The sequence below is a fragment of the Sandaracinaceae bacterium genome (assembly GCA_020633055.1).
Taxonomy (GTDB): domain Bacteria; phylum Myxococcota_A; class Polyangia; order Polyangiales; family Houyiibacteriaceae; genus JADJJE01.
In genome coordinates, this window is the sequence record JACKEJ010000008.1 from 174,033 (window position 1) to 195,468 (window position 21,436).

At 70.6% G+C, this 21,436-nt stretch carries 20 protein-coding genes; 9 read left to right on the top strand and 11 right to left on the bottom strand.

Annotation, left to right across the window (positions count from 1 at the left end):
- The first annotated feature begins 15 nt into the window (after positions 1–15).
- The 4 genes from H6726_17625 to glmS are packed head-to-tail and all read left to right on the top strand — an operon-like array spanning position 16 to position 3,581.
- The gene (locus H6726_17625; protein MCB9659469.1) at positions 16–432 is read left to right on the top strand and encodes a hypothetical protein; all 417 of its coding nucleotides are present in this window, start codon (positions 16–18) and stop codon (positions 430–432) included.
- A gap of 7 nt (positions 433–439) precedes the next feature.
- On the top strand, positions 440–1,243 hold the full coding sequence (locus tag H6726_17630) for a class I SAM-dependent methyltransferase (protein ID MCB9659470.1): 804 nt from the start codon (positions 440–442) through the stop codon (positions 1,241–1,243).
- 4 nt (positions 1,244–1,247) lie between these two features.
- Positions 1,248–1,694, top strand: a complete 447-nt coding sequence (locus tag H6726_17635) for a hypothetical protein (protein ID MCB9659471.1) — start codon at positions 1,248–1,250, stop codon at positions 1,692–1,694.
- 54 nt (positions 1,695–1,748) lie between these two features.
- Positions 1,749–3,581, top strand: coding sequence for a glutamine--fructose-6-phosphate transaminase (isomerizing) (gene glmS / locus H6726_17640; protein ID MCB9659472.1), 1,833 nt, complete (start codon positions 1,749–1,751; stop codon positions 3,579–3,581).
- 63 nt (positions 3,582–3,644) lie between these two features.
- Here glmS and H6726_17645 read toward each other — a convergent pair whose 3' ends face one another.
- Positions 3,645–5,159 carry an ATP-binding protein gene (locus tag H6726_17645; protein ID MCB9659473.1) on the bottom strand — a complete coding sequence of 505 codons (1,515 nt, stop codon included), beginning with the start codon at positions 5,157–5,159 and terminating at the stop codon, positions 3,645–3,647.
- A complete protein-coding gene (locus tag H6726_17650; GenBank protein ID MCB9659474.1) occupies positions 5,156–5,845 on the bottom strand; it encodes a response regulator transcription factor in 690 nt (229 codons plus the stop codon). The genes H6726_17645 and H6726_17650 overlap by 4 nt, the downstream gene beginning before the upstream one ends.
- Positions 5,846–5,967: 122 nt before the next feature.
- Between H6726_17650 and H6726_17655 the strand changes: the two genes are divergently transcribed.
- The 3 genes from H6726_17655 to H6726_17665 are packed head-to-tail and all read left to right on the top strand — an operon-like array spanning position 5,968 to position 8,829.
- Positions 5,968–6,729 (top strand): FadR family transcriptional regulator, encoded by a 762-nt coding sequence (locus tag H6726_17655; GenBank protein MCB9659475.1) that lies wholly within the window; start codon positions 5,968–5,970, stop codon positions 6,727–6,729.
- Complete coding sequence (locus H6726_17660) at positions 6,729–7,301, top strand: hypothetical protein (protein ID MCB9659476.1); 573 nt, start codon at positions 6,729–6,731, stop codon at positions 7,299–7,301. Before H6726_17655 ends, H6726_17660 begins: the two co-directional genes overlap by 1 nt.
- Before the next feature lie 40 nt (positions 7,302–7,341).
- Entirely contained in the window at positions 7,342–8,829 is a 1,488-nt protein-coding gene (locus H6726_17665; protein MCB9659477.1) for an alpha-L-fucosidase, read from the top strand.
- Between the two features lie 21 nt (positions 8,830–8,850).
- Here H6726_17665 and H6726_17670 read toward each other — a convergent pair whose 3' ends face one another.
- The 4 genes from H6726_17670 to H6726_17685 form a co-directional block, all read right to left on the bottom strand.
- Positions 8,851–10,017 (bottom strand): ferritin-like domain-containing protein, encoded by a 1,167-nt coding sequence (locus H6726_17670; protein ID MCB9659478.1) that lies wholly within the window; start codon positions 10,015–10,017, stop codon positions 8,851–8,853.
- A gap of 77 nt (positions 10,018–10,094) precedes the next feature.
- Entirely contained in the window at positions 10,095–10,835 is a 741-nt protein-coding gene (locus H6726_17675; protein ID MCB9659479.1) for a MerR family transcriptional regulator, read from the bottom strand.
- Positions 10,832–12,286: a ferredoxin--NADP reductase gene (locus H6726_17680; GenBank protein ID MCB9659480.1), complete on the bottom strand. Its 1,455-nt coding sequence runs from the start codon at positions 12,284–12,286 to the stop codon at positions 10,832–10,834. The genes H6726_17675 and H6726_17680 overlap by 4 nt, the downstream gene beginning before the upstream one ends.
- A 163-nt stretch (positions 12,287–12,449) precedes the next feature.
- Complete coding sequence (locus H6726_17685; GenBank protein MCB9659481.1) at positions 12,450–13,028, bottom strand: hypothetical protein; 579 nt, start codon at positions 13,026–13,028, stop codon at positions 12,450–12,452.
- A gap of 181 nt (positions 13,029–13,209) precedes the next feature.
- Between H6726_17685 and H6726_17690 the strand changes: the two genes are divergently transcribed.
- On the top strand, positions 13,210–14,148 hold the full coding sequence (locus H6726_17690) for an NAD-dependent epimerase/dehydratase family protein (protein MCB9659482.1): 939 nt from the start codon (positions 13,210–13,212) through the stop codon (positions 14,146–14,148).
- Between the two features lie 88 nt (positions 14,149–14,236).
- Here the strand turns inward: H6726_17690 and H6726_17695 are convergent, their stop codons facing one another.
- A complete protein-coding gene (locus H6726_17695) occupies positions 14,237–16,153 on the bottom strand; it encodes a protein kinase (protein MCB9659483.1) in 1,917 nt (638 codons plus the stop codon).
- Positions 16,154–16,357: 204 nt separating this feature from the next.
- Between H6726_17695 and H6726_17700 the strand changes: the two genes are divergently transcribed.
- Positions 16,358–17,041 carry a DUF1415 family protein gene (locus H6726_17700; protein MCB9659484.1) on the top strand — a complete coding sequence of 228 codons (684 nt, stop codon included), beginning with the start codon at positions 16,358–16,360 and terminating at the stop codon, positions 17,039–17,041.
- 2 nt (positions 17,042–17,043) lie between these two features.
- Here H6726_17700 and H6726_17705 read toward each other — a convergent pair whose 3' ends face one another.
- From H6726_17705 to lepB, 4 genes are read right to left on the bottom strand one after another with little or no spacing between them, the layout of a single operon-like run.
- Entirely contained in the window at positions 17,044–19,341 is a 2,298-nt protein-coding gene (locus H6726_17705) for a DNA polymerase II (protein MCB9659485.1), read from the bottom strand.
- Between the two features lie 21 nt (positions 19,342–19,362).
- Entirely contained in the window at positions 19,363–20,226 is an 864-nt protein-coding gene (locus H6726_17710) for a rhomboid family intramembrane serine protease (GenBank protein ID MCB9659486.1), read from the bottom strand.
- 12 nt (positions 20,227–20,238) lie between these two features.
- Entirely contained in the window at positions 20,239–20,787 is a 549-nt protein-coding gene (gene cobU, locus H6726_17715; protein MCB9659487.1) for a bifunctional adenosylcobinamide kinase/adenosylcobinamide-phosphate guanylyltransferase, read from the bottom strand.
- Positions 20,788–20,792: 5 nt separating this feature from the next.
- Positions 20,793–21,410 carry a signal peptidase I gene (gene lepB, locus H6726_17720; protein MCB9659488.1) on the bottom strand — a complete coding sequence of 206 codons (618 nt, stop codon included), beginning with the start codon at positions 21,408–21,410 and terminating at the stop codon, positions 20,793–20,795.
- Between the last annotated feature and the right edge of the window lie 26 nt (positions 21,411–21,436).

Here is a 21,436-nt window from a genome sequence, read left to right on the forward strand (position 1 = left end):
AGGGATGAACCGCGTATGGTGACTGTAGAGAACCGAGAGGGCCGTTTGATCGAGGTACGTCAGACCGGCCGCGTGACGGTCGAGGAGCTGCAAGCCAGCTTCCCTGTCTTTCAGCGCATCCTCTCGTCCAAGCGCGAGCGCTTCGTCATGGCCACGGATTGGCGGGGGATGCGCGTGCTGGACTCGAAGACCTCGGAGTTCCTGCTGGGCATCATGCGGGACAAGAACGACCGCATCGAGCGGCAGGTGCTGGTGATGGACCCGTCGGCCGTGATGGGCCTGCAGGTCCACCGGCTGTTCAAGGACGCGGGGGGCGAGTCCCGCGCCGTTTTCGAGTCCCCCGATCAGGCACGCGCCTGGCTCGACGGAGTGCTCACGCCGCTCGAGATGGGCTCGCTGCGACGCTTTCTCACCGCTGGCATGGCGGCCTGAGGTCACGGTGAGCGACAGCTACCTGCTCGATGTGGGGGAGGACGCTGCGGACCGGCTCACGCTGGTGCAGGCGATCTACGGGCAGACCAGCCAGCGGGGCCTCTCCGCGGGCGCACCGCTCGCCGGGCTGCGCGTACTGGAGCTGGCCTGTGGCACCGGCAGCATGACGCGCTGGCTAGCCGAGCAGGTGGGACCCAGCGGCAGCGTCACCGGCATCGACGCGAGCGACGCCCAGCTGAGCGTGGCCGCGGAGCGCTGCCGCGACCTGCCGAACGTGCGCTTCCTGCGGATGGACGCTGCGGACACCGACCTGCCACCGAGTAGCTTCGACCTGGTGTACGCACGCCTGCTGCTCATGCACGTCCCGGAGCCGCTGCGGGTGCTGCTCCACGCGCACGAGCTGCTGGCGCCTGGCGGCGTCCTGGTGTCGGAGGAGGCGGCCGTGGACAGCACCTTCACCGACCCCCCCGTCCCCGAGCAAGGCGAGCTGCACGCGCTCGCCAACCAGATGGCCCGCGAGCGCGGCTGTGACTACAACGTCGCGCGACGCCTCGGCTCGCTGGTGCGCGCGGCGGGCTTCACGGTGCACGGCGTGAGCGCCCACCAGCCCGTCGCGGTGCGCGGGGCGGCGAAGCGCCTCGAGGTGGCGAGCTTCGGCGAGGCACTCCAGCGCTGGCGTACCGCCTCGGACGAGACACGCGCGGCGGGCGAGCGCGTGCTCGCGGCGCTGCAGCGTGCGGTCGACGACGAAGAGACCACGTACGGGCTGAGCATGATGATGCAGGTGCGCGGCGAAAAAGCGCGGGCGTGACGTGATGAGCGCGTTCGGGTTCGTCCGCCTGGTGCACGTGATCGTGATGGCCGCCTGGATGGGCTCGGCCCTGCTGGCCCCGGCGGACGTGCGCGACAGCCTCGCGCGTGGGCCCGACGCCATCGGCCCCCTCATGCTGCGGCTGCGGCGCACGGCGCGTCTGATGAACGCCGCCGCGTACGCTACCGTGCTGACGGGGCTCGCGCTCGTGGCGCTCGGGCGGGGCTGGGCCACGCCGCCGCGCATCTGGGTGGGCCTCGGACTGACGCTCGTTTCCATCGCCATCGGCCGCGTGCTCATCCGCCCCGCGGTGGGCGCGCTCGTCGCGGCTCACGGACGCGCCGAGCCCCTCGGCACGGAGGAGCAGGCCCAGCTGAGCCGACGATTCGCCCAGGGTGTACGCGCGGAGGACCTCACGCGCCTCGGCGCGCTGGCTACGATGCTGCTCTGACCCGGCGTGTGCAGGAACGGTGCGCATGGACCATGGGCCTGCTAGCTTCGGCCCATGTGCGGCATTGTCGGATACATCGGTAGCGAACCCTCGGCCCCCATCCTGCTCGACGGTCTCCGGCGCCTCGAGTACCGCGGCTACGACTCGGCCGGCCTCGCCATCCACAGCACGAACGGCGTGCAGGTGGTGCGGGCCGTGGGGAAGCTGCGCAACCTCGAGAAGGCCCTCGACGAGCGGCCGCTGCAGGGCACGGTGGGCATCGGCCACACGCGCTGGGCCACGCACGGGCGGCCGAGCGAGGTCAACGCGCACCCTCACGTCGCGGGCCCCGTGGCCGTCGTGCACAACGGCATCATCGAGAACCACGTCGCGCTTCGCAACGAGCTGCGCGCGGCGGGGTGCGAGATCCTGTCCGACACCGACACCGAGCTGGTCGCGCACCTGGTGCGCCGCGAAGTGGATGGCGGCACGGACCTCGAGACGGCCGTGCGACAGACGCTCGGGCGCCTGCACGGCGCCTACGCCATCGCGGTGCTGAGCACGCTCGAGCCCGGACGCATCGTGGTGGCCAAGAACTCGTCGCCGCTGGTGCTCGGCATCGGCGAGGGCGCGACGTACTGCGCGAGCGACGTGCCGGCGCTGCTGCCCTACACGCGCAACATGCTGTTCCTGGAGGACGGCGAGATGGCGTCGCTCGGCGCCGATGGCGTCGTCGTCACCACCGTCGAAGGGGCGCCCGTGCAGCGCGCCGTGCAGCGCATCGACTGGTCCCCGGCCATGGCCGAGAAGGCTGGCTACAAGCACTTCATGCTGAAAGAGATCTTCGAGCAGCCGCGGGCGCTCGAGGACACCTTCCGCGGCCGCCTCGACCGTCAGGCGGGGGACATCCACAGCGCCGAGATCGGCCTCACCGACGCCGACGCGCGCGCCATCAAGCGCGTCGTGCTGCTGGCCTGCGGCACCAGCCACCACGCGGCGATGGCAGGGCGCTACTGGCTCGAGTCGCTCGCGCGCGTCCCCACGGTGGTCGAGCTGGCCAGCGAGTTCCGCGGGCGCGACGCCGTGGTGAGCGAGGGCGACCTGATCATCGCCGTCAGCCAGTCGGGCGAGACCCTGGACACGTTGGTGGCCGCCAAGGAGGCCAAGCAGAAGGGGGCCAAGGTGCTGGCCATCGCGAACGTCATCGGCAGCGCCATCCCGCGCATGGCGGACGCGACCTTCTACACGCACGCGGGCCCCGAGATCGGCGTCGCGTCCACCAAGTGCTTCAGCGCCCAGCTGGCGAACCTGGTGATGTTCGCCGTGTGGCTGGGCCGCCGCCGCGACGCGCTCACCCCGGAGCGCACGCGCGAACTGGTGGAGGCGCTGGCGCGCATCCCGCAGCACATGGCCGACACGCTCAATGGCACGCGCCAGCTGGTGGCCAACCTGGCGCGCCGCTACGTCGACGCGCGTGACGTGCTCTTCCTCGGGCGCGGGCTGAGCTTCCCCATCGCCCTCGAGGGCGCGCTCAAGCTGAAGGAGATCAGCTACGTCCACGCCGAGGGCTACGCCGCCGGCGAGATGAAGCACGGCCCCATCGCGCTGATCGACGCGCGCCTGCCGGTGCTGGTGCTCGTCCCGCGCGACGACAACTACGAGCGCTCGCTCAGCAACCTGCAGGAGGCCAAGGCGCGTGAGGCCATGGTCATCGCCATCGCCAACGAGGGCGACGTGGACGCGCGCGACGCCAGCGACGACCTGGTCGAGGTGGCCGCGGTGGATCCCGTGCTGACGCCCTTCCTCACGGTGCTCCCGCTGCAGCTCTACTCGTACTACGTGGCCGACTTCAAGGGCACGGACGTGGACCAGCCACGCAACCTGGCCAAGACCGTCACGGTCGAGTGAGGCGCGCGCGGACTGGCTCGTGAGCGGGCCGGTCGACTTGCGCGCCCGTGGTTCAGCGGTGGCTCACGAGCTCGTCGAAGCAGAGCCCTCCGCGGACACCACGGCTCCTTCGATGAGCACCTCGAGCCCACGCTCGGCGCCCTCGGGCCGCTGGAGTCGCAGCAAGAACCCATGCTGCACGAGCACGTCCGCCGTGATGTGCAGGCCGAGCCCCATGCCGTGTGGGTGGCGCGTGCGCGCGGCGTTGCCGCGATAGCCCCGCTCGGTCAGCCGCGGCAGGTCCTCCGGGTCGAGTCCCGGGCCGTCGTCCACCACGCGCAGCGTGAAGCGCCCCGCGCGCGTGGAGAGCACGACGGCCACGTGTCCGTCGGCCTCGTTGTAGCGCACGGCGTTGTGCACCACGTTGCTGAGCGCGCGCTCCAGCAAGGTGACGTCCCCGACGGCGTGCGTCGGCTGCTCTGGCACGGCGTACTCGAGGGCCACGCGGCGGTCGCGAGCGATCATGCGGTGGCGCGCGACCACGCGCTCCACGAGCGCGCCGAGGTCCACGGGCTCACGCACCCGTGGCTCGGAGGCGGCGTCCATCTTGGCGCGTGCGTTGAGGTTGCGCAGCAGCGAGCCCAGGTAGTCGGACTCCTCGACGGCGGCGCGCAGCGTGGTGTCGACGGCAGCGTTGGGTGAACCCGCCGGCCCGCTGGCCTCCGCGAGCTGCTCACGGGCAGCCACCAGGTGCCCCTGCAGCACCGTGAGGGGCAGCATGACGTCGTGTGTCGTGTTCGCAATGTAGGCGACCAACGCCGCGTCCCGCTGCTCCAGCTCGCGCACCTGGGCGGCGATGCGCGCGCGGTCCGCGTCCAGGGCCCGCGCCACGGCGCTGACCTCGTCGCTCCCGCCCACGATGGCGACGGCCGAGGTGCCCGGACCGCCCGCGGCCGCGTCCTCCAAGCGGCGCAGCCGACGCACGAGGGGTGCCGACGCGAGCCAGGCCACGAACACCGCCGCGAGCCCCACACCCACACCAGTGAGCGCGCTGGCCATGAGCTCCCCGCGGCGCACGGGCGCGTGCGCCAGGATCAGCGCGCAGGGGCCATCGGTCCACGGCATGGCCACGAGCACCTGGTACTCGTCGAGACCATCGCGCCGCTGCACGACCCGGCTGGCCAGCTCGGCGCCCCCCTCGATTTCCGCCAACAACTCCGCCGGTACGTCGCGCTCGATGCCGGCGCCGTCCGCCGCGAACGGGATGAGCGGACCGAGGGCCCGCGCCGCGACCCGCTCGGCCTGCGCTTCGCGACGCAGGCGCGCTCGTTCGCCGGGAGTGCGAGGCCCTTCACCATCACCGCGCGCGAGCCCACGACCCTGGCGGCGGCCTCCGAGCCCCGGACCCCCGCGTCGGAAGCGCTCGGGCGACTCCTCGCACTGCTCCCGGCCCCCCGCCTCCATGCGCGTCAGCACCCCCTCGCGCACCAGCTCGAGCTCCACCTGGTGCCGACGCCACTGCAGAAAGCCCGCGAGCGCCACGGCGAGCGGGATGACGGCCAGCGCCAGCGTCAGGGCCAGGCGCGCGCGCAGCTTCACGTCGCGTCCCCGTCGCTCGGTAGGTCGGCCAGCCGGTAGCCCACGCCCCACACCGTGGCCACCTGCGCGCCCGCGCGGCCGAGCTTCTTGCGCAGCCGCGAGATGTGCACGTCCAGGCTGCGCAGCGCCCCGTCGCGCTCCGAGTCCAGCGCCTGCTCCACCAAGGCCTCGCGCGACACCGCGGTCCCCGGTCGCTTCGCGAGCGCCGCGAGCACGGTCCACTCGGCCGGCGTGAGCTCCACCAGCGCGCCGTCCACCTCGACGCGCCGCGCCGCCACATCCAGCGCCAGCGCCCCGAGGCGCAGCACATCGCTGCGCTCCATCGTCGGGCGTCGCAGCCGCGCCGTCACCCGCGCCAGCAGTTCCTCGGGCCAGAACGGCTTGGTCACGTAGTCGTCCGCGCCCAGCTTCAGCGCGCGCACCTTGTCGGACGAGTCGTCGCGTGCGCTCAAGATCATGACCGGCACCTCGGAGCGCTGCCGATACAGCTTGAGCAGGTCCATGCCGTAGGTGCCCGGCAGCATCAGGTCGAGCACCACCAGGTCCACCTCGCCCACGGGCGCACGTCGCGCCTCGTCACCATCCTGCGCCCACACGCAGTCGAACCCGGCGCGCTGAAAGTGGGACACGATCTGAGCGCCCAGCTGGGCGTCGTCTTCGACGAGGAGGATGCGAGGTGTGCTCATGCCTGGCGAGCACCTTAGCAGCCCAAGTTCACGGGCTCGGGTCGAAGCGTAGCGGCACAGGAGAGGCGACCCACACACAACTCTTGCGTACCCGTGGACATTGGACTAATGGTTAGTCCAATATGTCCGCAGCGATGGGAACGCAGTTCGAGAAGCTCGAGCGCCAAACCGCCGTCACACGCGCGGGTCGTGTCCTCCGTGACGCCATCTTGCGCGGTGACTACGCCCCCGGGGACAAGCTCCCTCCCGAGCGCGACTTGGCGGCGACCCTCGGCATCACCCGCGTCACGCTGCGTTCAGCGCTCGCCCGGCTCGCGGCATCCGGCCTGGTGGCGACGGTCCAGGGCGATGGGCATCGCGTCCTCGACGTGCGTGTGTCCGGTGGTCTCGACCGCCTCCCGGAGATGGCCCTGGCGTTCGAAGGGGACCCCGAACGCGTCGTGCGCTTGGCGCGAGACCTCCTCGCGCTGCGACGCCTGGTCATGGCGGAGGCTGCCGCCACCTGCGCCTCGCTGGGCTCGGACGCGCTCGAGCCACTGCGTACCCACGTGCGGGCGATGGAGAGCGCCGAGGACGAAGCGCGCTTCTCGGCGCTCGACCTGGAGTTCGGGAGCATCTTGCTGCAGCTCGCAGGCAACATCGCGTTCCAGCTCACGTACAACACCATGCTGGCGTTCGCCGCCGACCACCCCGCGCTCATGCGTGTGCTCTCGACGGATCGCGAGACGCTCCTCGAAGGCGTCCGATCGCTCGTCTCCCTGTTGACCCTCGGCGACCCCACTCTCGCGCGCACAGCCGTCCTGACCGCCCTCGAGACGCTCGATGCGCAGGGTCTCGCGCGGGTGACAGCCCAATCTCGAGACTCGAAAGTTGGTGACACGTGATGACCACGCTGAATGACCTCCTCGCCCGCTCGGGCGTCTCCCTCACAGACGTCGAGCGCCACCTCGACGCGCTCCCGCCTCACGCCCGCGTGCTGGAGTCCACCAACCTCGACCGCGCTCGCCAAGCCGTGCTCTGGGACCTGGCGCGCGTGAACGCGCCGGTGACGATGGCCGACCTCGTGCCCGACTCGGTTCCCGATCTGACACCGGTCCCCTTCGAGGGCCAGAACGCTCAGCCGCTGTTTCGAACGTTCCGCAAGGTCTTCTATCGCCTCCCAGGCGGCCGCATCGCTGGTCGCAACGAGTCCAGCATCTCGTCCGTGGTCGGGCACGGCTACTACTCGGTCCTCCCCGGCGGACCCGACGGTGTCTACATCGACTACACCCAGTTGCCGAACGAGGCGCCGAGGAGCTGGCCCGGCATTCGCCGCAACGATCGCGGCCTGTCCCTCCCCGTGTACGGCTTCATGAAGGACCACCTCCGACGCGTGTACGGGCGGATTTTCATCGGGCACGCCACCAAGCCCATCGTCGGGTCGCAAGGGCACTTCCTGCTGGCACGCGGCGACTGAGTCCACCCGGTAGCATCCCGCGTCCACCAAGGAGCCTCCCATGCGCGCTCGCCATGCTCTGACCCTCACCCTGCTCGCGTCGGTCCTGATCGGGTGCGCCGACGAGCCGCCGGCCTACCTCCCAGAGCTCGACTCGCTGCACGCGCACCCGCTCCCCACGTGGTTCGACGACGCCAAGCTCGGCATCATCATCCACTGGGGCCCCTACTCGGTGCCCGGTTGGGCGTCGCACGAGTTCAGCCCCAACGAGAACTTGAGCGAGGGCTACTGGGCCGCGAACCCCTATGCCGAGTGGTACCAGAACACCCTGCGCATCGGCGGCAGCGCGACGGCCGTCTACCACGACGCGACGTGGGGCGCGGACGTCGCGTACGAAGACTTCGGCCCCATGTTCGAAGAGCAGTCGGCGGGCTGGGACGCGTCAGACTGGGCCCGTACGTTCGCCGCCGCCGGAGCGCGCTACGCCGTCCTCACCACCAAGCACCACGATGGCTACCTGCTGTGGCCGAGCCGTGTACGCGGAGCACCCCGCGCTGCGTGGTTCTCGGAACGAGACCTGGTGGGCGAGTTCGTGAACGCATCGCGCGCCGAGGGCCTGCGCGTGGGGCTCTATTACTCCGGCGGCCTCGACTGGACGTTCACGACGGAGCCGATCGAGAGCTACAGCGGGTTCTTCGACACCCCGCTCGGGCCGGCCTATGCGGACTACGTCGACGGACATCTGCGCGAGTTGGTCAGACGCTACCGCCCCGACCTGATCTGGAACGACGTGGGATCCCCGGCGGAGTTCGATCGTCTGGCGTTCTTCGCCCACTACTACAACCAGGTTCCAGACGGGGTGCTGAACAACCGCTGGGCCCAAGGCGGTCTGGAGGTCGCGCTGAGCGTGGCCGCGACGGAACAGCTGGCGCGCTCGCAGCTGCGTCAGACGCAGTTCGACTTCTACGGAGCGGAATACCAGCAGGTCGCGCTCTCGGGCCTCAAGTTCGAGCTGGTCCGCGCGATCGGTGACTCCTTCGGCTACAACCGCGCCGACGCCGAGAGTGACGCGCCCGTGCTCACGCCGCTCGAGGCCATCGCGCTGCTCGTGGAGGTGGCCAGCAAGAACGGCAACCTGAGTCTGGGAGTCGGCCCCCGTGCGGACGGGAGCATCCCCGAGGAGCAGCTCGCCGTCCTCACAGGCCTCGGGGAGTGGATGGCGGTGAACGGCGTCGCGATCCACGGCACGCGTCCGTGGATACAAGACGCGGGCGCTGCCACCGCTGCCGGCAGCGCGGCGCCCACCGCACGTTTCACGACACGACGCACGGCCGACGGCGATCTCGAAGAACTCTACGTCTTCGTCTACGACCTCGACGTGTCCGAACCGAGCGTTCGTGTGGCGGGCATTCCCGCCGGCTTCGTGGACGTGCGCCGACTCGACGGTGAGGTGGTCACCGCGTCGCCCGACGCGAGCGATGTCGCGTTCGAGAGCCCTGGCGGATTTCCGCCGGGCGCGGTGACGACCATCGCTTTGCGCTACCGATAGTCACGCGCCCTGCCCATCGGCCTACTCGGCTGCAATCACGTGGCCGCTGTGGTCGAGCTCGTAGAGCATCTGGTCGCCGTCGATCTCGTCCGCGCTCTTGCCGTTGAAGTACTTGTTCAGCCCCACCTGCTCGTAGTGCGGCTTGATGCGGTCGCTGAGCAGACCGATCTCGCGCAGGTTCGGCACCATGCGGCTGAACATCACGTGGCGGAACTCCTCGAGCCCGGGCGAGGTGCTGACGACGTCGCGCCACTGCGCGCGCGTGAGCCGACCCTCGAACCACTCCTCGTACACCTCCCAGGCCAGGAAGCGGTTGCGCATGAGCAGCGCCACCTCGAACGACCAGTCCTCGCGCTCGTTGCGCTCGCGCGGCGTGAGCTGCGTGTTGAAGTGCTCGCGCAGGGCCACCACGCCGTAGTGCACGTGCCGCGCCTCGTCCTGGATGACCATCTTGAGCAGCTCCTTAAGCAGCGGCTCGCGGGTCAGACTGTAGAGCGTGCCGAACGCACCAAGGGCCAGACCCTCCACCATGATCTGCATGCCCAGGAACTTCATGTCCCAGCGCGAGTCGCCCATGAGCGCGTCGATGATGACGAAGAGGTTGTCGTTGATCTGGTAGAGCTTGTTCAGCTTGGTGTCGAGGTAGCGGTGGAACACCTCCACGTGGCGCGCCTCGTCCATGACCTGCGTCGCGCCGTAGAGCTTGCCGTCGAAGAACTGAACGGCCTCGGTCACCTGTGCGGCGGCCAACAGCGCGCCCTGCTCACCGTGCAGGAACTGGCTCAGCATCCACGCGACCATGTCGGACGTGAGGCGGTCCTCCTCGCGCGCCGTGAGCTTGATCCCGTAGTCGCGGAGCTTGTCGAGGTTGAGGAAGCGCTTGGGCACCATGGGCACCTCGGGGTTCTCGGGGTCCACGTCGGTGTGCCACGGCAGGTAGGTGTCCCCGTTCCACTGGCCCAGCTTCGCGCGCCGGTAGAGGTCCTGCATCTCGGGCTGGTCGCTCGGGTAGGTCCAGTCGAAGAACGCGCTGTGGTGCGCCTGAATCAGGGTGGGAACCCCCTGCTTGCCGCGCTGCAGCAGCAAGCCGCGCACACCGGCGGGCCCGAGCGACGCCATGACGCGTGGGTCCTTCACGGCGGTCAGCACCTCGGCGGCGTCGAAGTAGGGCTCGACGCGGTGGCGCACGGTGTTCGGGAGGATGGTGAGGAGCTTGGTCATGTCCATGATGGGCCTCGGGGTGCGGGGAGCAGGGGTCAGGAGCCTCAGAAGCTGTCGCCGAAGAACTCGCGCACCAGCTGCGTGTGAAGACGGGAGAGGGTTTGGTTCACGATCGGGATGGCGCGCTCGATCATGCGGGCGGCCTGGTCGGGCGGGAGGTGCGAGAGGCGCGACGAGAGCAGACCCACCTCGCGCCGGAAGAGGCCGCTCATGGCCTCGTGGTAGAAGGCCACGTCGGCCACGGTGAAGCCGCGCTCCTTGGTAAAGCCCAGCTGCCGCAGCTCGCCGAGCGCCTCGAAGATCCACGCTTCGTCCACGCTCATGCTGTCCTCGCCCTCGCCGCGCACGATGGTGGCGAGGCCCAGCTGCTCGGCCTGCAGGACGTCGTCGAGGTCCACGCCGAGGCGGGCAACGAGCTCGCGCACGGCCACGCGCTGGGCGGGCCCGCGGCTGGAGAACGACGCGTCGATCTTGTCGCGTACGCGGTGCAGGAACTGCTGCTGCTCGGGCGCGAAGACCTCCTCGCGGCCGTCGAGCAGCGCCTTGATGGCCTTGAGCGGCAGGAAGCGCTCGTGCTGCAGCTTCTTGATCAGCCGCAGGCGCTCGAGGTGTTGCTCGCTGTACCAGGCCATGTTGCGCCCGGTCTTGTGCCCCGGCGGCAAGAGCCCCTGCTGGATGTAGAAGCGGATGGCCTGGCGGTCGAGCCCGGTGGCCTCGCTCAGGTCCTTCATCTTGTAGCGAAAGCGCTCGCGATCGATGGGCAGGACCTTGGCAGAGGTGCTCATGATGGCCTCCCGCTCGTGAGCGTGACCGGACCACACGGCCGGCCGACGCAGGTGAGCACGTAGCCCTGCGCGCGCTCGTCGTCGCTCAGGCAGTTGGGCTCCTCCATGACCACCTCGCCGTCGAGGCACACCATCTTGCACGCGCCGCAGCCACCCATGGCGCAGCTGAAGGGCATGGGCTCGCCCGCTGCGACGGCCGCGTCCAGCAGCGTCTGGCCGGGCTGCACCACCAGCGTGCGCGAGCCGTGCTTGCGCGAGAGGGTGAGCGACTGCGGGGTCTGCGCGCCGCGCGCCTCGGTGCGCGCCTCGGGAGAGCCGAAGCGCTCTTCGTGCAGCCGGCCCTTCGCTACACCACGCTCGAGCAAGAGCGCGCGCGCCGCGTCCATCATGGGCGTGGGACCGCACACGTAGCAGGCGTCCGCCTGCGCCGCGTCGAGGCCCAGAGCGTCGAGGCGTGCGCCCAGTGTGGCGCCATCCAACAGACCGCGGGCACCCTGCCAGGCGGGGCTCGGGTCGGCCAGCACGTGGTCCACCACCAGGCGCCCGGCGCTCGCCGCAGCGAGCTCGGTCAGGCGCGCCATGAAGATGACGTCCTGCTCGGCGCGGTTGCCATAGACCAGCGTCACGCGCGTCTCGGGCTCGGCGTGCAGCGCCGTGGCGGCGACGCTCATGATGGGGGTGATGCCGCTGCCGCCCGCGACGAGCAGCAGGTGCCGTGGCGCGGCGCTGGGTGCGGGCTCCAATACGAAGCTGCCCGAGGGCCCCAGCACGTCCAGCAGCATGCCCTCGTGCGCGGTGTCGTTGAGGTGGTTGCTGACCCGCCCGTCCGCGATGCGCTTGATGGTGATGTGCGGCGCGTCGCTGCCGGGGCCTGCCGCGGGGGCCGCGAGCGAGTAGGCGCGGCGCAGGCGCACCCCGTCCACCACCACGTCCACGCTCATGAACTGTCCGGCCTGAAAGCGCAGGGGATGGCCGTCCAGCTCGCTCAGGTAGAGGGACACGGCGTCGGCCGTCTCGCGCACCACGCGCTCGACCTTCACGCGCCGGCTGACGCTGCGCGAGGCTGCACCGGCGAGCGCCACCACTTGGCCACCCGCGTTCTCACGGTGACGAGGCCCACGGGCCACCAGGGGCGAAGGACGACGGCCGTAGAGCAGCGCGTCGGCCAGCACGCGCGCGTCACGCCGGGCCGCCTTGGCGGGCTCGCCCAGGAAGCTGGGCAGGACGTCGAGCGTGTCCAGCTGCTCGAGCGGAGGGGCGCAGCGGACCGCCTCGGTGAGCGTCGCGACCGGCGCGGGTCGCTGGCCGCGAACGGCATCGGCGAGGACGCTGAGATCGCGGCGGGCTTGATCGACGCGCTGGGCGGCGCGCGCAGGGAGCGGGAGGCTGACCAGACGGGCGACGTAGTCGAGGGGGCGGGCGGGGCGAGGTTCGGGGGAGCGAACGAGCATGCAGACTATGTAGCGGCCACCTGAGCAAAGTGTCAAGAGACACCAAACACTTTTCACAAACACGCAGCGATGAACCAGCGCGGTCAGCACGCCGCCGGGCCCGGCACATGCCGTGAACCAGCGCGCCGACGCGGGACGAGCGCAGCCTCGACTGAAGGTTGCCCTACGCTTCCGTGGAATCGGTGGGCGAGCCGGACGCTCGCCGCTTGCGAGAGCGCGCGCGCCGCACGAGGAGCCCCACGGCGAAGACAACGACGAGACCCGCGACCACCCCGAGCGCGACATGCCCGTCGTTCGAAGGCGGGGCGCCAGTCGTCACCTCGTCCCAGAAGTCGCCGTCGTCATTGCTGCGGATCCGCTCGGCCAGGGCCTCCGCCGTCCCCCTCGCCACGCCCTCGAGCGACACGGCAGACACCACCCGGAAGCTCGGGGTCTCTGCGACCTGCGTGCCTTCGCCCAGCGGCTCGTCGCTCGCCGCGAGCCTCAGCACCAGAGGCGACTCGTCGGCGCCGACCAGCGTGACGACCACGTCCGTCGCTCGGATGGACACGTCCATCAGGCGGTACCCAGGGACCACCTCGTCGCCGAGCCCCGCGGGGGCGAAGAGGGCCAGCACCTGCCCTTCGTGGTTGGCCGCGATGACCCGCTGGGCGGCGGCGAAAGAGGCCTGGGTGGTGACCGCGAGGGAGCCGACCATGGAGACGATGGAGATGAGGAGCGCTGTCCGCGCACGCGTGGTCATGAGAGTCGACCAAGAGAGGAGGGGACGCGCGCACACGTCCGGTTGAGGGAGGGGAGTCGCAGTTTGCGGACTGTCGCGCATGGAAGGCAAGCGCTAGCCACGCCTCGGGCCTCTCGTCGTCTGAGCTCGCGCCGGTTGCGCGACGGGCTTCGGGCTAGCAGAGTCGCGCCGAGGAGTTTGCATGCGCGTCATCGTCACAGGGGGAGCAGGTTTCATCGGCAGCCACGTCGCGGACGCGTTGCTCGCGCGTGGACACGAGGTGTGCGTCGTCGACGACCTCAGCTCGGGGCGGCGCGAGAACGTGCCACAGGCAGCCCGCTTCGACGAGCTGGACATCCGCGACACGGACGGAGTGCAGCGCTGCGTGGCCGCGTTTCGACCCGACGTGATCTGCCACCAGGCCGCGCAGACCAGTGTGAGCGTCAGCACGCGCGAGCCGCTGCGCGATGCGGCCATCAACATCCTGGGCAGCCTCAACGTGCTCGGCGCCGCCCGGCAGCACGACGTCGGGCGGCTGGTGTTCGCCAGCACGGGCGGGGCGATCTACGGCGAGGTGGAGGCGCCCACCCTCGCCGAGACCAGCTGGGGACCCAAGCCCGTGAGCCCCTACGCGTGCTCCAAGTTCGCGTTCGAGAACTATCTGCATGGGGCGCGCGTGGAGTACGGCTTCGAGTCCACCATCCTGCGTTACGCCAACGTGTACGGACCGCGTCAGGACCCCCATGGGGAGGCGGGTGTGGTGGCCATCTTCTGCGAACGCCTGAGCACGGGGCAGCCGCTGCGCGTCAACGCGAAGCTCGAGACGGGCGACCGCGGCTGCGTGCGCGACTACGTCTACGTCTCGAACGTCGTCGAGGCCAACGTGCGCGCCGTGGAGGGACGGCTGAAGGCTCCCGTGCACAACGTGGGGACCGGCGCCGAGTGCGACACGCAGACGCTGGCGGAGGTGCTCTCGGAGGCCTTCGGCGTGTCACCGCAGCTGACGTTCGGTGCCCGCCGCGAGGGCGACCTGCTGCGCTCGGTGCTCGCGCCGAGCCCGGAGCTCGCGGACATCGCGTTGGTGGGGCTGCGAGAAGGTCTCCATGCGACCGCCGCGTGGTACCGCGCGGCCACGCGCTGAGACCGCCGCACGAGCATCCTCATCTCCGAAGCAGCACCGCACGCGACACGACCGCGGGCCTCGTGCCCCGCTGCGCCCCACGGACGCTTCAAGGGGTGAGCTCGAGCTCCACGCGGCGCGCTTGGCCTGGCGCGATGGTGACGCTGCGACGGGTGCTGGGACGATCCGCACCGACCGCGACGACGTGGCGCCCTGGCCGCAGCGTGACCTCGGTCGGCGCGCGCCCCATGTAGCGGCCATCCACCCATACGTCTCCCCAGGGGATGACGGTCACACGCAGCGTACCTGGGCGATCGTCCTGCGGGTTGGGACTGTCCTCTGGGCCATCCGCGCGCTGCGTCTGCCCCGTGTCTGGATGGCTGGAGGGGACCTCCGTGCGCGGCGCAGCGGCAGTGTCGGACGGTCGCTCAGGAGCGCCCGCGGCCGCGTGCGTCGACGCTGCAGCCGCCACCTGTGCGAGCGCAGGGTGCGCACCTTCCGATGAATCCGCGGGCTCGACGGCTCGCATCGAGGACGCCTGCTGCCGCGGCGGACCTGGGTGGCTGGGGGTGCTCGCCGGACGTGCCGCGACCCCACCTTCCAGCGCAGCCGTGACCCTCGCGCCTCCGAGGGCCGAGGACGCTTCGCCGGCGGCCACGCTGGTAGCGGACCGCGTTGCGTCCGACGCGCCGAGCGACACGGGGGCGCGTCGTCGCTCGGCGGCGGGGGCCTGCCCTCCTGCGACGCGAGGCGGCGCGGCCGCACGCTCCGAGGGGGCCGTGGGGCGCACGCCGGAGAGCGCCCCCGGCAGTCCGACGTACGTTGCGACCGCTCCAACGAGCAGCACACCCGCGAGCAAGAGCAAGACCGCCCGCTGCGCGCGAGCGCGGGGCGCGGGGCGCGGGGCTACCGCCCGACGGGGCGCTGGGGTTGGCGCCGCCACCACCGTGGTCCACGTGGTGTCCCCGTCACGCGAAGGCTCCGAGTTCTCGGACACGCCCCGCACGCCGGCGACGCTGGGCGTGTTCAGCAGCCTGCTGAGTTCCCGCAGGGCGTCGGCTGGCACCGGAGAGAGGCTGGTGTCGCTGGCCTCCTCGCGCTCGTCGCTGACGTGCTCGCGGGTGTTCGCGCCACCACGCAGGGCATCGACCTGTGCGCCGAGGCGCCGCCGCGCCTGATGGAGCCCTGGCAAGGGAGAGAGCTGCTCGATGAGCGCCGTGGCGCTTGGCGTGCGCGCCTCGCGGTCGGTGGTGAGCAGGCCCTCGATGGCACGCAACAGCAGCGGCGGCGTGTCGACCGGCGCGCGCTCCACCACGGGAGCGCGCTCCCCGGCCGCGATGCGGCGCATGATGGCAACGTCGTGCGCGCCCTGGAACGGGCGCCGGCCGCACAGGCACTCGTACAGCAGCACGCCGAGCGCGAACAGGTCCGCGCGACCGTCGAGCTCTTCCCCGCGCAGGTGCTCGGGGCTCATGTACGCGACCTTGCCGCGCACCCCCGTGCTGGTGGTGGGCGCGGCACTGCTCATGACCCGCGCGACGCCAAAGTCCGTCAGCTTCACCTCCCCCGTTCGGCTCAGCATGACGTTCGCGGGCGACAGATCACGGTGGACCACCCCGCGCGCGGGGTCGTGCGCGTAGCGCAGGGCATAGGCCAGATCCAAGGCGACCCTCCCCACGGTCGTCGGGTCCAGGACGTGCCCGGGGCGCGACAGCAGGAAGTCGCGCAGATCCACGCCGTCCACCAGCTCCAGCGCGAGGTACTTGGCGCCGTCCACGTCGCCGAACTCGACCACCGCGACGATCCCGGTGTAGCGCAGCGTGGACGCGATCTTCGCCTCGCGCTCGAACTGGCGCAGGAAGCTCGGGTCGCTGGCGAAGGCCGGCAGCACGCGCTTCAGGCACACCCGCTGCTCGACGCCGTGCGCACCGCGACGGAGCGCCAGAAACGTCTCTGCCATGCCCCCCACACCCAACCTGCGCACAATCTCGTAGGGCCCGAACGTGCGCGTGTCCGTCACGGTCACGGCGGGCTCCTAGCAGAGGGGGGCGACGTAGGCCAACCGAGCACATCCTGCGTGATTTACCGACATGCTCCCTCTCGGGCGACGAGGATGCGGCGCGCGGCCAGGTGCCACTTCGTTCGCCAGGACCGGCGACCATGGGTGCGAACGCCGCCGCGTCGACCCATTCCGGCGAGGGCGAGGCGTGAGTGCTGGTAGGCTCCCCCGGTGAACCTCGCCGCGGACCTCGAACACGAAGCCATCCGCCTGTACGCACGCTACGAGGTCGAGATCGTGGAGGCCTTCACGCTGTGCCCGTGGGCAGAACGCGCGCGGCGTGAGGGGCACACGCGGCAGCTGGTGCTCGCGGGCCCACCCGAACCCGAGGCGGCGCTCGCCGCCATCGACGTCCTGGCTGCAGACACGGCCGTGGAAGTGGGCTTCCTGGTCTACCCCACGTGCACGCTCCCACGCGTCGCGTTCGAGCGCTTCGTCTCCGGCCTGCGCAGCAGCGACCAACAGCGCGGCGCCACGTTCGCGGCGGCGGCCTTCCATCCGGACGCGCACGCCGACCTGGCCGACCCCTACCGCCTGGTGCCGTTCATCCGGCGTACGCCAGACCCCACGGTGCAGCTCATCCGCCGAAGCGCGCTGGAGGCGGTGCGGAGGCCTGGGGACGGAGGTACCGGGTACGTGGACCCAGCGTCCATCACCGACCTGGTGGCCTTCTTCCAGAACCCACCGAAACGCCCGCTGCACGAGCGCGTGGCCCAGGCCAACCTGGAGCAGGTGGAGCGCGTGGGCGTACCCTCGCTCGAAGCCGTTCTCGCCGACATCGCACAAGACAGAGAGCGAGCCTACGCAGCGCTGCTGGGCGCCGCTCACCCCGCCGTGCGCCCTCCGTGGCGGTAGCGTCAGAAGAGCGGCAGCTGCGTGCCTGCGATGCTCGCGAAGTCGGTGCCCACGAACGGTAGGATCGCGTCCGCCGCGGGGGCCAGCTGCCGCGTGAGGTAGTGGTCGTAGTCGAGCGCGGCGTGGGGCAGCTCCACGGGCTCGGGTCCGCGCACGGTCATCACATAGCGCACCTCGCGCACGGGGCGCCCCAGCTTCTTGGCGGCCTGCACGTGCGGCGGCACGTTCCGTTCGTACGAGTCGACGCTACGACGGAGGCGCTTGCGATACACCAGCTCCGCGTCGAGGTCGCCGTGGCGCAGGGACTCCGCGAGAGCGCGCATCCAGTCCTCGTACGGCTCGCCCGCGAACACGCGCCAGAACAGCTCGCGCTGGAAGCGACGAGCAAGCGGCGTCCAGTCGGTGCGCACGGCCTCGAGCCCCTTCACCACGACCAAGAGCTCACCGTCTCGGCGCCGCGACAGCCCCGCGTAGCGCTTCTTGGTGCCCTTGTCCGATCCACGCATGGTGGGCATCAGGAAGCGCAGGTAGTGCGTCTCGAACTCCACCTCGAGGTGGGACGTGAGCCTCAGTTCGGTCTGCAGGCGCGCGCGCCAGAACGCGTTCAGCGCGTCCGCGAGCTCGGCGCCGATGCGCCCACAACTGGGCTCGTCGTGACCCGGCCCGAGCAGCACGAAGAGCGAGTCCGTGTCGCCGTAGATCACCTGGAGCCCACGCGCCTCGAGGAAGCGCCTGCTCTCCGTGATGATCTCGTGACCGCGACACGTGATGGAGCTCGCCAGCTTGGAGCTGAAGAAGCGGCAGCCGGGCGTCCCCAGCACGCCATAGAACGAGTTCATCAAGATCTTGATCGCCCGGGAGCGCGCCGTGTCGCCGCGCAGCTTGGCCTCGTCTCGCGCGGCCCAGAGGGTCTCGATCAGGCCCGGCAGGATGTGCTGCGCGCGCGAGAACGAGCCGCCCTCGAAGCCCGGGATGGGATCGTCGCCAGGGAACGCGAGCCCCATCGGGTCGATGGCGAACGTGCGGATGATGCTCGGGTAGAGGCTCTTGAAGTCGAGCACCAGCACGTTGTCGAACAGCCCCGGCTGCGAGTCCATCACGTACCCACCCGGGCTGCTGACGACCTCGCTCGAGCCCCCCACGTCCGGCGCGACGAAGCCATGGCGGTGCAGGCGCGGCAGGTAGAGGTGGTCGAAGGCCGCTACCGCGCCCCCCTGCCTGCTGAGGGGGAGCCCGGTCAACGCCTGCCGTTGCACGGCGAAGCCCAGCAGGTCGGCCTTGTCGAAGATGTCGAGCACCAGGCGGCAGTCTTCGAGGTTGTAGGCGGCGAGCGCGGCCTGGTCGTGCCGGAACATGCGGCGGATCTCGGCCAGCGCGTCGCCGTCGTGCGCGATGCGTTTGCCGCGCCCCAAGAGCTCCTGGGCCACGTCTTCCAAGCGGAAGCTCTCGAACGAGAACGTCGCCGCGCGCAAGGTCGCGATGCCGTCGAGCACCACGCGCCCCTCCACCCGCGCGATGGGGGGTTGCTGCTCGTTGCGCGCGGGCAGCACCTTGGCGCGCTGACCGTCGCGGCCCAGCGTGAGCGGCACCCCCAGCTGCGCACAGCGCCGCTCGAGGTAGCTCAGGTCGAACTCGACGACGTTCCAACCGCTGAGCACGTCCGGATCTGCCGTGGTCACGTGCGCGACGAAGGCACGCAGGAGCGTGGCCTCGTCGGGGAAGGTCGCGACGCCCGCGGCCGCGGGCGCGGAGGTGCCGTCTGGACTCGCGCACATGAACACCCGCTCGCCACCCACGCCAGCCACGGCGATCGACAGGAGGGGCCCGTCGAAGCCGTCCGTCTCGAGGTCGAAGGCGAGCATGGACAGGTGCGGCGTGAACTCGCAAGCCTCGACCTTCGGGTCGACGAGCTCGAGGAACCCTGGCCGCTGGCGTGGCTCCCCGCGCACGCGCAGAGCACCCGTCACGAAGCGCTCCATCAGGAAGCGTTCGTCGGGCTTGAGGTCGGCCTCGAGCGTCAGCCCCAGCGCGTCGCGTACGCGCGCCCGCTCGGCCGTCAGCTCGCGCTGCGTGTCGAAGTAGAGCGCGTCCACGGGCCGCCCGTAGAAGCTGCGCAGCTCGAGGGGCTTGCGCCGCCCCGACGCGCTCGGCAGGTGGCGCTCGACGAACATCACCGGCTGCTGCCCCGTGAACACCAGGCGCAGCGGCCCACGCGCAGACGCGCCCCAGAACACGAGGCGCACGCCGTCGCGCTGGTCGAACCAGCTGCGCGTCAGCAGGCACGCCTCGAAGGTCTCCACCGGCAGCCTCGAGGATGCGCGCTAGGCGGCGCGGTGCCGCGCGAGGCCCGCGCTGACCGCGCCCCAGAGCATGCCCAGCACCAGGCCCCCGGCGTGCGCCCAGTTGGCCATGGGAAACACGTCCATGAAGCCGAGCAGCATCCACACCAACATGATGATGACCGTGCTCTGCGCGAGGCCGATGGGGCTGCGCGGGTCGAGGCGGCTGCGCACCCACAAGAAGCCGAGCAGGCCGTAGACCACACCGCTCAGCCCCATGGCGCTGCCACGCGCGATGAAGCCCTCCGCCAGCACGCCTCCCACGCCGAAGACCAGGACCTGCGCCAGCAGATAGCGCGAGCGGAAGTGGTACTCGATGGCGGTGCCCAGCTGCTGCACCCAGAGGGCGTTGAACACCAGATGCATTCCCCCCATGTGGAAGAACACAGGCAGCACCAACCGCCACCACTCGCCGCGCAGCACGGCCGCCCACTGAAAACTGAACAGGTCGCCGTGTACCTCGCCGAGGTCGGTGAAGTACGCCACGATGCCGCTCAGCACGATCATCCCGAGCGAGACGGTGCCGATGAACGGGGCCGTGCGTAGGCGCTGCTGCTCGTGCTGGGCGCGCTCGACGCGACGCTGGGCTTCGCGCTCCTGGGCGGTGCGCGCGCGGCGCGTGACGCTGGCCCGCGCAGCCAGCTCGGCGATGCGTGGATCTCGCGGGTCGGCCGTGAACGCGCCCAGCAGCTCCTCGGCCAGCTCCAGGTGACTGTCGTCGTGTACCCAAACGCCATAGGCGCCGTCGCCCTCGACCTTGAGCGTGGCCGGGACCTGTCCCCCCACGAGCGCGTCCCTCAGGTACTGGGCTTCGCGGTGATCGTCGCGGGTGGTCAGCTTACGCATGGGGCTTTCAGTCTAGGCGCAATCCGTGGCCAATGCCACGGGCGCGGGCCTCAGCCGCAGCAGCGTGCCCATCACCGCGAAATAGAGCTCGTCCGCTTCGCGCGCGAGGCGCTGGTGTGCGCGACCCGCCACGTCTCGGAAGCGCCGCGCGAGCGCGTGCTCCGGCACGATGCCCATGCCCACCTCGTTCGTGACCAGCAGCACCTCCCCGGGCACGCGCGCCAGCGCCGCGACCAGCAGCTCGACCCGTGCGGCGATCGCCTCGTCGGACAGATCGGCGAGGAGCAAGTTGGTGAGCCACAGCGTGAGGCAATCGATCACCACGACGGACGCATGGTGCGACGCGTCGAGCGCCGCCTCGAGCGCGTCGGGCACCTCGACGGTGACGAAGGCGTCACCCCTGTCGCGCTGGTGCGCCGCGACCCGCGCCCGCATCTCGTCGTCGAACGCGATGCACGTCGCGAGGAAGCGACGTTCGCCTGTGTGGGCGGCCGCACGTCGCTCCGCGAAGGCGCTCTTCCCCGAGCGCGCCCCGCCCCCGATGACCACGAGGTGCGCCATGTCCCTCAGTCGATCATGTCGAGCGCTGCGTTTTCGAACTCGACCCGGTTGGGCGCCGCCTTCCAGCGCAAGAAGATGTGCCCGATGCAGCTGGTGGGATCGACGGGCCCGAAGGTGCGGCTGTCGAACTCGTGTGGGAGGCGGTTGTCCCCCAGAAGGAAGATCCCCTCGCGAACGCGGATGTCCCGCGAGCGGTAGCCAAAGCGCGCGTCCTGCATGAAGGCGTGGTCGTCGCCGCCGATGAACTCCACGCCGAGGATGACGTTCACCGGCCGCTCCGCGCCATGGGGTGTGAAGGCGAGCGTGCGACCCTGGTTGCGGTCCGGCGTCTGTCCGTCGATCTGCATGTTGCCGCGCTCGGCGCCGATGGTCATCCCGGGCCTGGCGATGAAGCGGCCCACGACGTAGTTGTTGGCGCTCGGGTGACGGCACACGAGCAGGTCGCCGAACTCGGGCGTGGCCGTGCTGCGCCACATGAGCACCGTCTCACCCGCGAGCAGCGTGGGCGCCATTCCGTCGTCGGTGATGGTGACGGGCAACACGAAGAACGCGCGCAGGACGCCAGCGATGATGCCAACCACCACCGCGACCGACACCAGGAACTTGAGGGCTGCTTTGGACACGTCGGTGAGAGGATGAAGGGTTTTCG

Coding starts and splice junctions, on each gene's coding strand:
- cobU (MCB9659487.1), bottom strand. CDS start 20,787: ATGGCGCACCTCGTGGTCATCGGGGGCGGGGCGCGCTCGGGGAAGAGC.
- H6726_17660 (MCB9659476.1), top strand. CDS start 6,729: ATGACCACGCTGAATGACCTCCTCGCCCGCTCGGGCGTCTCCCTCACA.
- H6726_17675 (MCB9659479.1), bottom strand. CDS start 10,835: ATGAGCACCTCTGCCAAGGTCCTGCCCATCGATCGCGAGCGCTTTCGC.
- H6726_17665 (MCB9659477.1), top strand. CDS start 7,342: ATGCGCGCTCGCCATGCTCTGACCCTCACCCTGCTCGCGTCGGTCCTG.
- glmS (MCB9659472.1), top strand. CDS start 1,749: ATGTGCGGCATTGTCGGATACATCGGTAGCGAACCCTCGGCCCCCATC.
- H6726_17625 (MCB9659469.1), top strand. CDS start 16: ATGGTGACTGTAGAGAACCGAGAGGGCCGTTTGATCGAGGTACGTCAG.
- H6726_17655 (MCB9659475.1), top strand. CDS start 5,968: ATGTCCGCAGCGATGGGAACGCAGTTCGAGAAGCTCGAGCGCCAAACC.
- H6726_17635 (MCB9659471.1), top strand. CDS start 1,248: ATGAGCGCGTTCGGGTTCGTCCGCCTGGTGCACGTGATCGTGATGGCC.
- H6726_17680 (MCB9659480.1), bottom strand. CDS start 12,286: ATGCTCGTTCGCTCCCCCGAACCTCGCCCCGCCCGCCCCCTCGACTAC.
- H6726_17710 (MCB9659486.1), bottom strand. CDS start 20,226: ATGCGTAAGCTGACCACCCGCGACGATCACCGCGAAGCCCAGTACCTG.
- H6726_17650 (MCB9659474.1), bottom strand. CDS start 5,845: ATGAGCACACCTCGCATCCTCCTCGTCGAAGACGACGCCCAGCTGGGC.
- H6726_17685 (MCB9659481.1), bottom strand. CDS start 13,028: ATGACCACGCGTGCGCGGACAGCGCTCCTCATCTCCATCGTCTCCATG.
- H6726_17690 (MCB9659482.1), top strand. CDS start 13,210: ATGCGCGTCATCGTCACAGGGGGAGCAGGTTTCATCGGCAGCCACGTC.